The organism is Klebsiella sp. C360, from assembly GCF_048822415.1.
Classification (GTDB): Bacteria; Pseudomonadota; Gammaproteobacteria; order Enterobacterales; family Enterobacteriaceae; genus Klebsiella; species Klebsiella quasipneumoniae.
Genome location: NZ_JBMEZZ010000005.1, coordinates 311645 through 327594 on the forward strand (window position 1 = coordinate 311645; position 15950 = coordinate 327594).

Sequence of the window (15950 nt, forward strand, 5' to 3'; positions counted from 1 at the left end):
ACAGTCACATACTCATAAGGGTATTCAGTTGCAGGATCGGCTGCAGGATGGCCAGCACGATAAACAGCACCATGCCGGCCATGGTGACCACCAGCAGGGGTTCAAACAGGCTGAGGGACATCTGGATCTGCGCGCTCAGCTCCCGGTCCTGGTTCTCCGCCGCGCGCTCCAGCATGGCGGTCAGCTCACCGCTCTGCTCGCCGCTGGCGATCATGTAGCGCATCATCGGCGGAAACAGCGCCGTGGCCTCCAGCGCGCGATGCAGGCTGACGCCCTCGCGCACCGATTCGCTGGCGGTCTCCAGCTGGCTGCGCGCCCAGGCATTGCTGAGGACGCCGGCGCTGATGCGCATCGACAGCAGCAGCGGCACCGCGCTGGCGTTGAGAATGCTTAAGGTGCGGGCGTAGCGCGCGCTGTTGACGCTGCGCGTCACGCGGCCGATGACCGGCAGACGCAGCAGCGCCCGGTCCCAGGCGAGCCGCCGGGCGGGCTGGCGCAGCAGATAGCGCAGCCCCAGCAGCGCCAGGAATGACAGCAGCACCAGCCAGGGGCCCGCGCTGCGCACAATGTCGCTCAGGCTCATCAGTAGCCGGGTAGAGAAGGGCAGGGCCTGTTTTAGGTGGACAAACTGCTCGACGACTTTCGGCACCACGGTGGAGAGCTGAATGGCGATCACGCTGATGGCGACCAGCGTCAGCACGATGGGGTAGATCATCGCCTGTAGCAGGCGGGCGCGAAGCTGCTGGCGCTGCTCGGTATAGTCCGCCAGCCGGTTCAGCACGCCGTCGAGATGGCCGGAGGTTTCGCCGGCCGCCACCATGGCGCAGAACAGGCCATCGAAGCAGGCGGGATAGGCGCGCATCGCCTCCGCCAGCGAATGGCCTTCAAGCACTTTGCTGCGCACCCCAGCCATTAACGTTCTCAGCGACGCCTTTTCGCACTGCTGGGCGACGGCATCGAGCGCTTTTTCCAGCGGAATGCCGGCGGCGACCAGGGTGGCCAGCTGGCGAGTGAGCAGGGCTAAATCACCGGCGCTGGTGCGCCGGGCGATCAGCCCGCCGCGCCACAGCCGGCTCGCCGGGTCGGCGGCGGCCACTTCCAGCGCCAGCCAGCCCTTGTCCCGCAGCAGCTGGCGGGCGTGGCGGGCGGAGTCGGCCTGTTGAACGCCGCGGCGGGTTTTGCCCTGCGCGTCCAGCGCCTGATAGCGAAAGAGGGCCATCTCAGACGCTGTCCGCCGTTTGCTGTTCGGTGACCCGCATCACCTCCTCCCAGCTGGTGATCCCCGCCAGCGCTTTATCGCGCCCGGCATGGCGCAGGGTCTGCCAGGCTGGCCCCAGCTGCTGGATCAGGGTGATCTCATTTTCGCCGCGGTGGATGGCGGCGCGGACGCGGTCGTCAATGAGCAGCAGCTCGTGAATGCCGGTGCGTCCGCGATAGCCGGTGAAATTACACCGGGCGCAGCCTTTTGGCTGCCACAGCGGCGTACCGGCCGGGACCGCCATCTGCCGGGCGGCGTCAGCATCCGCCTGCCAGGGCTGACGACAGTGCGGGCACAGCCGACGCACCAGCCGCTGCGACATCACCGCCAGCAGCGAAGTAGAGAGTAAAAAGGGCTCCACCCCCATATCCTGCAGGCGGGAAACGGCCCCCAGCGCGCTGTTGGTGTGCAGCGTCGACAGCACCAGGTGGCCGGTCAGCGAGGCCTGGACGGCGATCTGGGCGGTTTCGCCATCGCGGATTTCGCCCACCAGCACCACGTCCGGATCCTGGCGCAGTATGGCGCGCAGGCCGCGGGCGAAGGTCATCTCGACTTTGGCGTTGACCTGGGTCTGGCCGATACCTTCCAGCTCATACTCCACCGGATCTTCAATGGTCATGATGTTGCGCTCCCGGGCGTCGAGGCGGCTGAGGGCGGCGTAGAGCGTTGTGCTTTTCCCGGATCCGGTCGGCCCGGTGACCAGAATGATGCCGTGTGGCCGGGCGATCAGCGCGTCGACCTGGTCAAGCAGGGCGGGAGGCATGCCCAGCGTCTGCAGATCCAGGTTGACGCTGTTTTTGTCCAGCAGGCGCAGCACCACGCGTTCGCCGTGGCTGGAGGGCAGGGTGGAGACGCGCACGTCTATCGCCCGCCCGCCGATACGCAGCGCCATGCGGCCATCCTGGGGCACCCGTTTTTCGGCAATGTCCAGGCTCGCCATCACCTTGATGCGCGAAATGAGCAGCGCGGCCAGCCGCCGCTGCGGGCGCAGAATTTCCCGCAGCACGCCGTCGACGCGAAAGCGAATTTGCAAATGGCGCTCATAGGTTTCGATATGGATATCGGAGGCTTTCTCTTTGATGGCCTCGGTGAGCATGGCGTTGATCAGACGGATAATCGGCGCATCGTCTTCGCTGTCGAGCAGATCGTCGGTATCCGGCAGCTCTTCGGCGAGGGTATAGAGGTCAAGCTCATTGCCGATGTCGGCCATCATCCGGTGCGCTTCCGCCGAGTCGCGCTGATAGCTGAGCACCAGCACTTTCTCGAACGCTTCCGGCGCCAGACGGCTGACGCTCATCGGTCCGTCCGCCAGGCGGCGCGCTTCCAGCAGCGCCCGGGCGGCGGTATCAGCGCGGCACAGCGCTTCGCAGCGTTCGCCGTCGCTGAGCAGCACCAGATGGTGCGCGCGGGCCCACGCGAAGGGCAACAGCGGACGGCGTTCGGCGGCTGGCGTCATGGGCGGCCTCCGAGGTTAAAGGCGTCAATGGCGGCGCTAACCTGGCGGAAGGCCTGGGTCTCCTGCTGCGGATAGATGTGCAGCAGATCGTTGCTGAGCGATGCTTCGCTGCTCTCTTTGCCCCGCTGTTTGGTTTGCGCATCGTTGAAGGCGGTGTACTGGCCGGAGGAGGCCCGGCGGTACTCATCGCGGTCGCGAATAATGGTCGGGCGGATAAACAGCATCAGGTTGCGTTTCGACACTTTCTTGCTGTCGGAGCGGAACAGCGCGCCGATCACCGGGATGTCGCCGAGCAGCGGCACTTTGTCGGCGCTATCGGTGACGCTTTTATCCAGCAGCCCGCCAACCACCACCGTTTCGCCGCTGCCCACCAGCACGGCGTTATTCACCGTCCGGGTATTAAAGGTCGCCCCGAGATCGCTGCTGGTGCTGGAGGCCGAATCGGCGACGCTCGATACTTCCTGCTCAATCTCCAGCAGCACGGCATCGCCTTCGTTAATCTGCGGTTTCACCTTCAGCTTAATGCCCACGGTTTTGCGCTCGACGGTATTGAAGATGTTGTCGCCGGAGGTGGTTTGCGAGCCGGTTAACACCGGGACTTCCTGGCCGACGTTGAAGGTGGCTTGCATATTGTCGAGGGTGACGATGCTGGGGGTGGCCAGAATATCGTTCTTGGTACTGCTGGAGAGGGCGGTGAGCAGCATCGCCCAGTTCCCCTGGTAGAAGCCGGCGGCGATACCGTTAAACGAGCCGAGGGCGCTGGCCAGCGAGCTGCTGATGGTGCCGTCTTTGTTGTACTGGTTGGCGCCGGCGATCGCGGTGGAGATCGGCAATCCGCTGTTGGTAAACTGGGTCATGCCGGCGTTTTTATTGGCCCACTGGATACCGAGGTTGAGTCCGTCGGCATCCTGCACTTCGGCGATAATCGCCTCCACCAGCACCTGCGGGCGGCGGATATCCAGCTGGGCGATCACCCGCTCCAGATCGTTCATCACGTCCGGCGCCGCGGTGACGATCAGGGCGTTGGTCTGGCCGTGGGCTTTGATAATAATATTTTTATCGATCGCGGCCACCGGCTTGGCGCTTTGCTTATCGTTCTGCAGCGAGCTGCTGATCCCGGTCAGGACCTCCACCAGATCGGCGGCTTTGGCGTACTTCAGGTAGATCACTTTGGTGTTGCCCTGCACCGCCTGCTGGCGGTCGAGCTGTTTGATCATGGCGATAATGCGCTGGCGCGAGTTTGGCTCGCCGCTCACCAGCACCGAGTTGGTGCGCTCATCGGCCACCACGTTCGCCACCATCGATCCCGGCAGCGCCGACTTGCTGGTGTCTTTGTTGAGTTCGGTAACCAGTTTGACCACCTCCGCGGCGGAGGCCCAGGAGAGAGGCACGGTCACCACGCTGCGATCCCCGGCGTTGTCGACGCGTTCGACAATGGTCAGCAGGCGTTTGATCACCGCCGCGCGGCCGGTCATCAGCAGGACGTTGGAAGGTTCATAATGGACCACGCTGCCGGCGCCAGCGTTATCGTTCAGCTGGCGGAGCAGCGGCGCGAGATCGCGAGCGGCGACGTTGGTCAGGGGCACCACCCGGGTGACGACCTCATCGCCTTCGCCCGGCGCGGCCTCGCTGGCGACCGGAACGGCCGAGGTCTTGGCATCTTTGGCGCGGACCACCTTCAGCACGCCGTTATTCATATTAATCACGGCGAAGCCATATACATCCAGCACGCTGAGGAAGAATTGATAATATTGCTCTTCATTGAGCATATCGTAACTGCGCACGGTGATAGTGCCGCGTACGCTGGGATCGATAATCACCGTTTTATTCAGGTTTTTGCTGACGGTATTGATAAATTCCTGGATATCGGTGCCTTTAAAACTGGCGGAAAATTCCTCCGCGGCGGCCGGAGAAAATAGCAGCGGGGTTAATATCAGCAGCGCAGGAAGCATTTTTCGCAGGCGTTTCATGGTTGGCAATTATTCATCCCCCAGGGAGAAAGCAATATCGTGTCGTTGGCCTTCCCGCTCAACGGTTAGCGTTATTTCGGTCATATCGGCCAGATTCTGCAGCGCATGTTGCGCTTGTTCCTGATCGCGTAAATCGATGCCATTTAAGGCGATCGCCAAATCATTTGCCTGCAGGCCGGCCTGGCGAAACAGCGAGGCGTCTTTGCCAGGGTTAAGTCGGTAGCCCTGCAGTTTGTCGCCGCTGAGTACCGGCGAAATCGTTAAATAAGTGAGGATATTTTGCGGCTGCTCACGGAGTCGCTTCATAAGGGGCGGACGGGGCGCGGCGGCGGGCGATGACGACGACGCGCGGGTATCGTTAAATAATAAAATGGCCTCCTGGCGCCCCTGATAGTTGACGATGATCCGGTCTGGCAGGATGGCAGCGATCTGTGCATCGTATCCCGGGGTGGTATCGCCGACGCTAAGGCTAACCTGCTGATTTCCTTTTTCAATAATCGCAATGGAACGCGCCGGGTTGCTGCTGGCGAGCAGCCCGGCCAGGCGTAGCTTCAGGCTGGAAACCGGCACCTGATCGAGGCTGGTGGCCTCCGCTGGCGCGGGGGGATTTTTCGTCGCCAGGCCAAACAGGGTAAACGCGGGCCGCACGTTTTTTAATTCCGGTTCCGCTGCCGGAGGCGCGGTTAACGGCAGGGCGGAAATATCCTCAGAACTGACAAGGAATACCACTCGCCAGGTTAATTTCGCCAGCTGCGGAATGGCGGTTATTAATATGATGAGCGTCACAATTTGGGGTAATAATTTAATTATCCCTTTATTTGTATTTGTTAACCCCATCACAGAAACTGGCATTTTAATCCCTTTGCTAATTTATTTTTCTGCACGCTGGCGTAATACCCTACCGAAACAGGTAGGTGATTATTGGCTTTTGAATGAATTATTGCCGGAGAGTGGCGATAAGCGTGGCGAATCATAATCAGTTTGCGGTTTGCGGTCGTCATTCCCTTTATTCATTTACTCCCCCGGCTTCCTACGCCCCCCTCTCATTTGTGGGGGATGATTGCGCCTGAGAAAGCAAAAATATCTAATTAGCGCGCTGTAAAGATATTCATCCTTTCTTACCTTTTATAATTTAATAAGCATATTAGGGACTATCGAATGCTCAGATATACCTGTCATGCCCTATTTCTTGGATCGTTAGTATTATTGAGTGGCTGTGATAACAGCTCTTCCTCCTCTTCCTCTGGCTCACCTGGCGAACCCGGTAATCCTGGCACGCCCGACCCGCAGGATGTCGTCGTCCGTTTACCGGACGTTGCCGTCCCTGGCGAAGCGGTACAGGCCTCTGCCAACCAGGCTGTCATTCACCTCGTCGATATCGCCGGCATCACCAGCAGCGCGCCGGCCGACTATGCCAGCAAAAACCTCTATCTGTGGAATAACGAAACCTGTGATGCGCTGAGCGCGCCGGTGGCGGACTGGAATGATGTCAGCACCACGCCGACCGGCAGCGACAAATATGGCCCTTACTGGGTGATCCCGCTGACTAAAGAGAGCGGGTGTATCAACGTGATCGTCCGCGATGGCACCAATAAGCTTATCGACAGCGACCTGCGCGTCTCTTTCAGTGATTTCACCGATCGGACGGTATCGGTCATCGCCGGCAACAGCGCGGTCTATGACTCCCGCGCCGACGCCTTCCGCGCCGCCTTTGGCGTGGCGCTGGCCGATGCGCACTGGGTCGATAAGACCACTCTGCTGTGGCCGGGCGGGGAAAATAAACCCATTGTGCGTCTCTATTACAGCCACAGCAGTAAGGTGGCCGCCGACAGTAACGGCGAATTTACCGATAAGTATGTCAAGCTGACCCCGACCACCGTCAGCCAGCAGGTGAGCATGCGCTTCCCGCATCTCGCCAGCTATCCTGCCTTTAAGCTGCCGGATGACGTCAACGTCGAGGAATTGCTGCAGGGCGAGACGGTGGCGATATCCGCCGAAAGCGACGGGATACTGAGCGCCGCCACCCAGGTGCAGACCGCCGGCGTGCTGGATGATACCTATGCCGCCGCCGCTGAGGCGCTGAGCTATGGCGCCCAGCTAACCGATAGCGGCGTGACCTTCCGCGTCTGGGCGCCCACGGCGCAGCAGGTCGAGCTGGTGCTCTACAGTGCGGACAAGAAAGTGATTGCCAGTCACCCGATGACCCGCGACAGCGCCTCCGGCGCCTGGTCCTGGCAGGGAGAGAGCGACCTGAAAGGCGCGTTCTACCGCTACGCGATGACGGTCTACCACCCACAGTCGCGCAAAGTCGAGCAGTACGAAGTGACCGATCCCTACGCCCACAGTTTGTCGACCAACTCGGAGTACAGTCAGGTGGTCGATCTGAACGACAGCGCGCTGAAGCCGGAAGGCTGGGACGGGCTGACGATGCCGCACGCGCAGAAAACCAAAGCTGACCTGGCGAAGATGACGATCCACGAATCGCATATTCGCGATCTCTCCGCCTGGGATCAAACCGTTCCTGCGGAGCTGCGCGGTAAGTATCTGGCGCTCACCGCCCAGGAGAGCAATATGGTTCAGCATCTGAAGCAGCTGTCGGCCTCGGGGGTGACCCATATTGAGCTGCTGCCGGTCTTCGATCTGGCGACGGTCAATGAGTTCAGCGACAAAGTCGCCGATATTCAGCAGCCGTTCAGTCGCCTGTGCGAGGTCAACAGCGCGGTGAAGAGCAGCGAGTTCGCGGGCTATTGCGACAGCGGTTCGACGGTTGAAGAGGTGCTGACTCAGCTGAAGCAGAACGACAGTAAGGATAACCCGCAGGTGCAGGCGTTGAATACGCTGGTGGCGCAGACCGACTCCTATAACTGGGGCTACGATCCGTTCCACTACACAGTACCGGAAGGATCCTACGCCACCGACCCGGAAGGCACGGCGCGCATTAAAGAGTTCCGCACCATGATTCAGGCGATCAAGCAGGATCTGGGAATGAACGTCATTATGGACGTGGTGTACAACCACACCAACGCCGCCGGCCCGACCGACCGCACCTCGGTGCTGGATAAGATCGTCCCCTGGTACTATCAGCGTCTGAACGAAACCACCGGCAGCGTGGAATCGGCCACCTGTTGCTCCGACTCGGCGCCAGAGCACCGGATGTTCGCCAAGCTTATCGCCGATTCACTGGCGGTATGGACCACCGATTATAAGATCGATGGCTTCCGCTTCGACCTGATGGGCTACCACCCGAAAGCGCAGATCCTCTCGGCCTGGGAGCGCATTAAAGCGCTGAACCCGGATATCTACTTCTTTGGCGAAGGCTGGGATTCCAACCAGAGCGATCGCTTTGAAATTGCCTCGCAAATCAATCTCAAAGGCACCGGGATCGGCACGTTCTCCGATCGTCTGCGCGACGCCGTGCGCGGCGGCGGACCGTTCGACTCCGGCGATGCATTGCGCCAGAACCAGGGCGTGGGCAGCGGGGCCGGCGTTCTGCCGAATGAGCTGACCACCCTGACCGACGATCAGGCGCGCCATCTCGCCGATCTGACCCGTCTCGGTATGGCCGGTAACCTTGCGGACTTCGTGCTGATCGACAAAGACGGCGCGGTGAAGAGAGGCAGCGAGATTGACTATAACGGCGCGCCTGGCGGCTACGCGGCTGATCCGACGGAAGTCGTGAACTATGTGTCAAAACACGACAACCAGACGCTGTGGGACATGATCAGCTACAAAGCTGCTCAGGAGGCGGATCTCGACACCCGCGTCCGGATGCAGGCGGTGTCGCTGGCCACGGTCATGCTCGGCCAGGGGATCGCCTTTGACCAGCAGGGCTCGGAGCTGCTGCGCTCCAAATCCTTTACCCGCGACTCGTATGATTCCGGCGACTGGTTTAACCGCGTGGATTACTCCCTGCAGGACAACAACTACAACGTCGGTATGCCGCGCAGCAGCGATGATGGCAGCAACTATGACATCATCGCCCGCGTGAAGGACTGGGTGGCCACCCCGGGTGAAGCCGAGCTCAAGCAGATGACCGCGTTTTATCAGGAGCTGACCGCGCTGCGTAAGTCATCTCCGCTGTTTACCCTCGGCGACGGCGCGACGGTGATGCAGCGTGTGGACTTCCGCAATACCGGCGCCGATCAGCAGACCGGTCTGCTGGTGATGACCATCGATGACGGGATGCAGGCTGGCGCCAGTCTGGACAGCCGCGTCGACGGCATCGTGGTGGCGATTAACGCCGCTCCGGAAAGCCGGACGCTGCAGGATTTCGCCGGCACATCGCTCCAGCTGAGCGCCATCCAGCAGGCGGCGGGCGACCGTTCGCTGGCCAGCGGCGTGCAGATTGCCGCTGACGGCTCGGTCACGCTGCCGGCCTGGTCGGTTGCCGTTCTCGAATTGCCGCAGGGCGAATCGCAGGGCGCCGGCCTGCCGGTGAGCAGTAAATAACGTGACGTGGGGCGCCCGTAAGGGCGCCTCTGGCTGATGACAAACCTGGTTTGATACTGTGCCGCCTTTCTGCCGGGTGGCGGCTTTCGCCTTACCCGGCCTGTGAAGGACTGCAATATCAAACCGTTATGCAGTTAGCTGTAGGCCCGTGCAAGCGCAGCGCCGCCGGGCAATCCCTGAAGATTGCGCTTTGTCAGCCGTTTGGGGCGCCCGTAAGGGCGCCTTCTCGTTATCGTGAGGGAACAGGAGATCGTGGTGATTGTTCGTGATGACAGTGAAAGAGGGATCCCCCCGCTGGTGGCGCATCAGCCGCCTTCCGCGCAGGCGGACGCGCCGGTGATCCGCGGCCGGATGGTGCAGATCCCAGGCTGGATTATCCCGCTGTATGCCGGATTATTATTCGCGCTCGGCTGGTTTGGCGGCGAGCAGTGGCGTCATCCGGCACCGCCGCAAACGCTGCCCTTGCCGGTGGCGCATGCGGCGCTTCTGCCGTTAACCGCTGCCGGAGAGGCCGCGCCAAAGACGCCGCCGCCGGCGACAAAACCCAGTGCGCCCGCCGCGCCGGTGGTGGATAGCGATACGCTGCCGCCTCTGCGCTATAGCGCGCATGTCTACGCCTCGTTAGCGGAAAAGCGCAGCATTGTGTTAAATGGCAAAGCGTGGACGGAGGGCGACTCCCCGCTGCCCAATCTGGTGGTGGAGCAGATCCAGCAGGATGTGACGATCTTTAGCTTCAACGGCACGACCTTTACCCTCGCGGCGCTGGAGGACTGGCCCGGCGGGAAAATTGACGAGGAGCCGAAAGGCGAATAAGGGGCACGCGCAATAAAATGCGCGTTGAAGATATTTTGTTTAGTCGCCGCGCAGGCTGGCAATAAAGGGAGCAAGCTGGCGATTAAATTGACTGCACTGCGCGGCTTCCGGGGTGCTGTCCTGTAAAAGCTGTTGGTAAAGCCGGTCGCTATTTTGGCTTAACGTTGCCGGGTCAATATTTCCCCAGCCGCGCGCTTTGCCGACATTCACCGCCGCCCGATAAATAGCTTCATCGGCGGGCAGATCGCTACGATTACATTTATTCTTGAGATAGCGCGTTCCTGCCGCCACGGACGAGAGCTGCTCGAGCTGCGCCTGGCTACTGATGGCCGGACTGAGCGTTGAGGCGGGTTTCTGTTGGCAGCCAGAGAGCACGGCCACCACGCAAAGCGGAAATATAAGCGGAATGCGCATAGTAGAGTAATCAAAATAATGAATCACTGGCCGCTAGTTTAACAAATATTTCCCTGGTGTCATCATAAAATATGATTCTGCATAAATGTTAACAGGCTCTCATTTTTATTGGCAGAAACTCGATTAATCCCCTTTACTTCTTTCAATAATAAACATTGGCGGCCGGAAAATATATTTTCTGCGGCAGATGATGCCGCCGCATTTGGCATCAGGGCGAGCGTCATTTTTTATGTTATTAAAAAACATACTCTTTCCCATCTTGTTACGTGAGCACGAGGTAAAATGCTGGTTAAGAATGTCGCATTTTAGTGCTATCCTGTATGCCCTGAACATTACGTGCTATGTTCTGACTCATTCTGCCAGTGATGCGTTTAACACAATGATTTTATGGTGAATTTTTATTGTTAGTATCATGTGAAACGAAGCAAACCAACCCTTTGAAAGGTGGGCGGCGCGTTCTGCCCGCCAGCAGGTTGTCGTCCCGAGGGTAAGCAGCCAGGACGTTAATTTGAGAGATTTCTTCTTCCTCTGAACAGGGGAAGTATTGAGAATCAGGCCTTTGCGCCTGAACGTTGCGGAGAAAAAGCATGGCGGGAGATGACCGCGAGCCTATCGGACGTAAGGGAAGACCCTCACGTCCGACAAAACAGAAAGTCACCCGTCGCCGGGTCCGGGAAGAGGACTACGACGACGAGTATGATGACGATGATTATGAGGATGAGAAACCGGTGCCGAGAAAAGCCAAAGGCAAAGGTGGCAAGCCTCGTCGTAAGCGCAGCTGGCTGTGGCTGCTGGTCAAGCTGGGGATTGTCTTCGCGGTGCTGATTGCCGCCTATGGCGTCTACCTCGACCAGAAAATCCGCAGCCGCATTGACGGTAAAGTCTGGGAGCTGCCGGCCGCGGTCTATGGCCGAATGGTGAACCTTGAGCCGGACATGCAGATCAGCAAAAACGAGATGGTGCGTCTGCTGAACGCCACCCAGTATCGTCAGGTCAGCGCGATGACGCGTCCCGGCGAATATACGGTGCAGGCCAACAGCATCGAGATGATCCGCCGTCCGTTCGATTTCCCGGACAGTAAAGAAGGGCAGGTGCGCGCGCGTCTGACCTTCGATGGCGACCATCTGGAAACCATCGAGAATATGGATAACAACCGCCAGTTCGGTTTCTTCCGTCTCGATCCGCGACTTATCACCATGCTGCAGTCGCCGAACGGCGAGCAGCGTCTGTTCGTGAAGCGCAGCGGCTTCCCCGACCTGCTGGTGGATACGCTGCTGGCGACCGAAGACCGCCACTTCTACGAGCATGATGGTATCAGCCTCTATTCCATCGGCCGTGCGGTGCTGGCGAACCTGACGGCAGGCCGGACGGTGCAGGGGGCAAGTACCCTGACCCAGCAGCTGGTGAAAAACCTGTTCCTCTCCAGCGAACGCTCCTACTGGCGTAAAGCCAACGAAGCGTACATGGCGCTGATCGTCGACGCCCGCTACAGCAAGGATCGCATCCTTGAGCTATATATGAACGAGGTGTACCTCGGTCAGAGCGGCGATAACGAAATTCGCGGCTTCCCGCTGGCCAGCCTGTACTACTTTGGCCGTCCGGTGGAAGAGCTGAGCCTCGACCAGCAGGCGCTGCTGGTGGGGATGGTGAAAGGGGCCTCGGTCTATAACCCGTGGCGCAACCCGAAACTGGCCCTTGAGCGACGCAATCTGGTGCTGCGTCTGCTGCAGCAGCAGCAGGTCATCGACCAGGAGCTGTACGACATGCTGAGCGCGCGTCCGCTGGGCGTGCAGCCGCGCGGCGGGGTGATTTCACCGCAGCCGGCGTTTATGCAGATGGTGCGTCAGGAGCTGCAGGCGAAGCTGGGCGATAAAGTGAAAGATCTCTCCGGCGTGAAGATCTTCACGACCTTCGACTCGGTGGCGCAGGATGCCGCGGAAAAAGCGGCCACCGAAGGGATCCCGGTACTGAAGAAACAGCGCAAGCTGGCAGATCTGGAAACCGCCATGGTGGTGGTGGACCGCTTTACCGGTGAAGTGCGGGCGATGGTCGGCGGCGCGGAGCCGCAGTTCGCCGGCTACAACCGTGCGATGCAGGCCCGCCGGTCGATTGGTTCTCTGGCCAAGCCGGCGACCTATCTGACCGCGCTGAGCCAGCCGAACCAGTATCGCCTGAATACGTGGATCGCCGATGCGCCAGTGACCATTCGCCTGTCCAACGGCCAGACCTGGTCGCCGCAGAACGACGATCGTCGCTTCAGCGGCCAGGTGATGCTGGTGGATGCCCTGACCCGTTCGATGAACGTGCCGACGGTTAACCTCGGGATGGCGCTGGGCTTGCCGGCGGTGGTCGATACCTGGACCAAACTGGGGGCGCCGAAGAATCAGCTCAACGCCGTGCCGGCGATGCTGCTTGGCGCGCTGAACCTGACGCCAATTGAAGTGGCCCAGGCCTTCCAGACCATCGCCAGCGGCGGCAACCGTGCGCCACTCTCCGCCCTGCGGTCAGTGATTGCGGAAGATGGCACGGTGCTGTATCAGAGCTACCCGCAGGCGGAGCGCGCGGTGCCTGCCCAGGCGGCCTACATGACGCTGTGGACCATGCAGCAGGTGGTGCAGCGCGGGACGGGGCGTCAGCTGGGCGCGAAGTATCCTGGCCTCCATCTGGCGGGGAAAACCGGGACCACCAACAATAACGTCGATACCTGGTTTGCCGGGATCGACGGTAGCCAGGTGACCATCACCTGGGTGGGTCGCGATAATAACCAGCCAACCAAACTGTACGGCGCCAGCGGTGCGATGTCGATTTACCAGCGTTATCTGGCGAACCAGACGCCAACGCCGCTGGTGCTGACGGCGCCTGAGGACGTGGTCGACATGGGCGTGGACAGCAACGGCAACTTCGTCTGCAGCGGCGGTATGCGTTCGCTGCCGGTGTGGACGACGCAGCCGGATGCGCTGTGCCGCCAGGGCGAAATGATGCAGCAGCAGCAGTTGCAGCAGCAGGAAGCGAACAACCCGTTCAATCAGTCCGGGCAGCAGCAGCCTCAGCAGCAACAGCAGCAGCAACAGCAGCCGCCGAAGCAGCAGGAGAAGAGCGACGGCGTCGCGGGCTGGATCAAGGATATGTTCGGCAGTAACTGATTTAAGCCCTAAGACCAGACCCCTTAAGACGAAAGTATTAAGGGGTTTTTTTATGCCTGTAAAAAAGTTAACGGCTCTTTAACTCCATAATAACTATCTGGTTATTAATTCAGCCTTCAGCCCGCAGCGACAGGCATATCGCTTGCCTTGCCTTCAACGTTTCGCCTATTATATCGCCCGTCATAATAATAATTCTCGTTTACGTTATCATTCACTTTCATCAGAGATATACCCATGGCGCGTCCAAAAACTGCTCAGCCAAACCACTCGCTGCGTAAAGTCGCAGCTGTAGTAGCCACGGCGGTTAGCGGCATGTCTGTCTACGCACAGGCAGCAGAACAACCGAAGCAAGAAGAAACCATCACCGTCGTTGCCGCCCCGGCCGCCCAGGAAAGCGCCTGGGGACCGGCGCCGACCATCGCGGCGAAACGCTCCGCCACGGCGACGAAAACCGATACCCCGATTGAAAAAACGCCGCAGTCTGTGTCGGTGGTGACGCGCCAGGAGATGGAGATGCGCCAGCCGACGACGGTAAAAGAGGCGCTCTCCTATACGCCAAGCGTCTTCTCCACCCGCGGCAGTTCGACCACCTATGACGTGGTCACCATTCGCGGCTTCACCACCTCGACGACCGTCAACACCAACCAGTATCTGGACGGCATGAAGCTGCAGGGGAATAACTACTCTGAAGTCTCCATGGATCCTTACTTCCTGGAGCGCGTGGAAGTGATGCGCGGGCCAACCTCGGTGCTGTACGGCAACAGCAACCCGGGCGGTATCGTCAGCATGGTCAGCAAACGCCCGACCACCGAGCCGCTGAAAGAAGTGCAGTTTAAGATGGGCACCGACAATCTGTGGCAGACCGGGTTTGACTTCAGCGACGCCATTGATGATGCCGGCGTCTGGTCCTACCGCCTGACCGGCCTGGGCCGCAGCCAGGATGCCCAGCAGCAGATGGCGAAATCGACCCGCTACGCGGTGGCGCCCTCCTTTAGCTGGCGTCCGGACGATAAAACCGACTTCACCTTCCTGAGCAACTTCCAGAATGATCCGGATGCGGGCTACTACGGCTGGCTGCCGCGCGAAGGCACCGTGGTGCCGTATTACGACGCCAACGGTAAGGCGCATAAGCTGCCGACCGATTTCAACGAAGGCGAGGCGGATAATAAAATCTCCCGCCGCCAGAAGATGGTGGGCTACAGCTTCTCCCATCAGTTCGATGACACCTTTACCGTGCGGCAGAACCTGCGCTATGCCGATGTGCATACGCTCTATCGTTCGGTGTACGGCAACGGCTATGTCGCGCCGGGCTACATGAATCGCGCCTATGTGCGCTCCGACGAGCACCTGAACACCTTCACCGTCGATACTCAGCTGCAGTCTGATTTCGCCACCGGCGCGGTTAGCCATACCCTGCTGACCGGCGTGGACTACTCGCGGATGCGTAACGATGTGGATGCCGACTACGGGACGGCGGATCCCATCAGCATGAACAATCCGCAGTACGGCAACCCGAATATTCAGGTCACCTTCCCGTACGCGGTGCTCAACCGGATGGAGCAGACTGGCCTGTACGCGCAGGATCAGATGGAGTGGGATAAATGGGTGATGACCCTGGGCGGCCGTTACGATTACGCCACGACCTCAACGTTAACCCGCGCCACCAACAGCCTGGCGGAGAACCACGACCAGCAGTTCAGCTGGCGCGGAGGCATCAACTACCTGTTCGATAACGGTATCTCTCCGTACTTCAGCTACAGCGAATCGTTTGAACCGGTATCGGGATCCAGCAGCAGCGGTAAGCCGTTCGATCCGTCGCGCGGTAAGCAGTATGAAGCCGGCGTGAAATATGTGCCGAAAGATATGCCGGTGGTGGTCACCGCGGCGGTCTATCAGCTGACCAAAGACAAGAACCTGACGGCGGATCCGGCTAACCAGGCGTTCAGCATCCAGACCGGCGAAATCCGCTCCCGCGGCCTTGAGCTGGAGGCGAAGGCGGCGGTGAACGCCAATATTAACGTCACCGCAGCCTACAGCTACACCGATGCGGAGTACACTCACGATACGGTGTTCAACGGCAAACGTCCGGCGGAAGTGCCGCGTAACATGGCCTCCCTGTGGGCGGATTATACCTTCCACGAAACCGCGCTGAGCGGTCTGACGATTGGGGCCGGGGCGCGCTATATCGGTTCAACGGTCAGCTACTACAAAAATGACACCAGCACCGGTAAGAAAAATGATGCCTTTAGTGTGGCCGGTTATGCGCTGATGGATGCGACGGTGAAATACGATCTGGCGCGCTTTGGCCTGCCGGGCTCGTCGGTCGGCGTCAACGTCAACAACCTGTTCGACCGCGAATATGTCTCCAGTTGCTACAGCGAATACGCCTGCTACTGGGGGGCCGGACGTCAGGTCGTCGCCACCGCCACCTTCCGTTTCTAACCACC

The 15950-nt window shown here is 60.0% G+C and carries 11 protein-coding genes; 4 read left to right on the forward strand and 7 right to left on the reverse strand.

Annotation, left to right across the window (positions count from 1 at the left end):
• Nucleotides 1-4: 4 nt before the first annotated feature.
• Genes gspF through ACOI7D_RS16405 form a run of 5 tightly spaced genes read right to left on the reverse strand, consistent with a single transcriptional unit; the run spans nucleotide 5 to nucleotide 5658 of the window.
• Nucleotides 5-1219, reverse strand: coding sequence for a type II secretion system inner membrane protein GspF (gene gspF, locus ACOI7D_RS16385; protein ID WP_281166485.1), 1215 nt, complete (start codon nucleotides 1217-1219; stop codon nucleotides 5-7).
• A gap of 1 nt (nucleotide 1220) precedes the next feature.
• Nucleotides 1221-2714 (reverse strand): type II secretion system ATPase GspE, encoded by a 1494-nt coding sequence (gene gspE, locus ACOI7D_RS16390; protein ID WP_044521064.1) that lies wholly within the window; start codon nucleotides 2712-2714, stop codon nucleotides 1221-1223.
• Entirely contained in the window at nucleotides 2711-4684 is a 1974-nt protein-coding gene (pulD, locus tag ACOI7D_RS16395; RefSeq protein ID WP_023292027.1) for a GspD family T2SS secretin variant PulD, read from the reverse strand. The genes gspE and pulD overlap by 4 nt, the downstream gene beginning before the upstream one ends.
• Nucleotides 4685-4693: 9 nt before the next feature.
• On the reverse strand, nucleotides 4694-5536 hold the full coding sequence (gene gspC, locus ACOI7D_RS16400) for a type II secretion system protein GspC (protein WP_109546641.1): 843 nt from the start codon (nucleotides 5534-5536) through the stop codon (nucleotides 4694-4696).
• The gene (locus tag ACOI7D_RS16405) at nucleotides 5521-5658 is read right to left on the reverse strand and encodes a hypothetical protein (RefSeq protein WP_032429281.1); all 138 of its coding nucleotides are present in this window, start codon (nucleotides 5656-5658) and stop codon (nucleotides 5521-5523) included. The genes gspC and ACOI7D_RS16405 overlap by 16 nt, the downstream gene beginning before the upstream one ends.
• A gap of 184 nt (nucleotides 5659-5842) precedes the next feature.
• Between ACOI7D_RS16405 and pulA the strand changes: the two genes are divergently transcribed.
• Entirely contained in the window at nucleotides 5843-9133 is a 3291-nt protein-coding gene (gene pulA / locus ACOI7D_RS16410; protein ID WP_109546640.1) for a pullulanase-type alpha-1,6-glucosidase, read from the forward strand.
• Between the two features lie 255 nt (nucleotides 9134-9388).
• A complete protein-coding gene (gspB, locus tag ACOI7D_RS16415) occupies nucleotides 9389-9946 on the forward strand; it encodes a type II secretion system assembly factor GspB (protein ID WP_044521071.1) in 558 nt (185 codons plus the stop codon).
• A 39-nt stretch (nucleotides 9947-9985) separates the two neighbouring features.
• On the opposite strand, the gene gspS is transcribed toward gspB, so the two are convergent.
• Nucleotides 9986-10360 (reverse strand): type II secretion system pilot lipoprotein GspS, encoded by a 375-nt coding sequence (gene gspS / locus ACOI7D_RS16420; protein ID WP_023292031.1) that lies wholly within the window; start codon nucleotides 10358-10360, stop codon nucleotides 9986-9988.
• A 62-nt stretch (nucleotides 10361-10422) separates the two neighbouring features.
• On the reverse strand, nucleotides 10423-10569 hold the full coding sequence (locus ACOI7D_RS16425) for a hypothetical protein (protein ID WP_044521095.1): 147 nt from the start codon (nucleotides 10567-10569) through the stop codon (nucleotides 10423-10425).
• Nucleotides 10570-10947: 378 nt separating this feature from the next.
• Here ACOI7D_RS16425 and mrcB point away from each other — a divergent pair, with 378 nt between their 5' ends.
• Nucleotides 10948-13503, forward strand: coding sequence for a bifunctional glycosyl transferase/transpeptidase (gene mrcB, locus ACOI7D_RS16430; RefSeq protein ID WP_032455574.1), 2556 nt, complete (start codon nucleotides 10948-10950; stop codon nucleotides 13501-13503).
• A 234-nt stretch (nucleotides 13504-13737) separates the two neighbouring features.
• The gene (fhuA, locus tag ACOI7D_RS16435; protein ID WP_023292033.1) at nucleotides 13738-15945 is read left to right on the forward strand and encodes a ferrichrome porin FhuA; all 2208 of its coding nucleotides are present in this window, start codon (nucleotides 13738-13740) and stop codon (nucleotides 15943-15945) included.
• Nucleotides 15946-15950 lie beyond the last annotated feature (5 nt).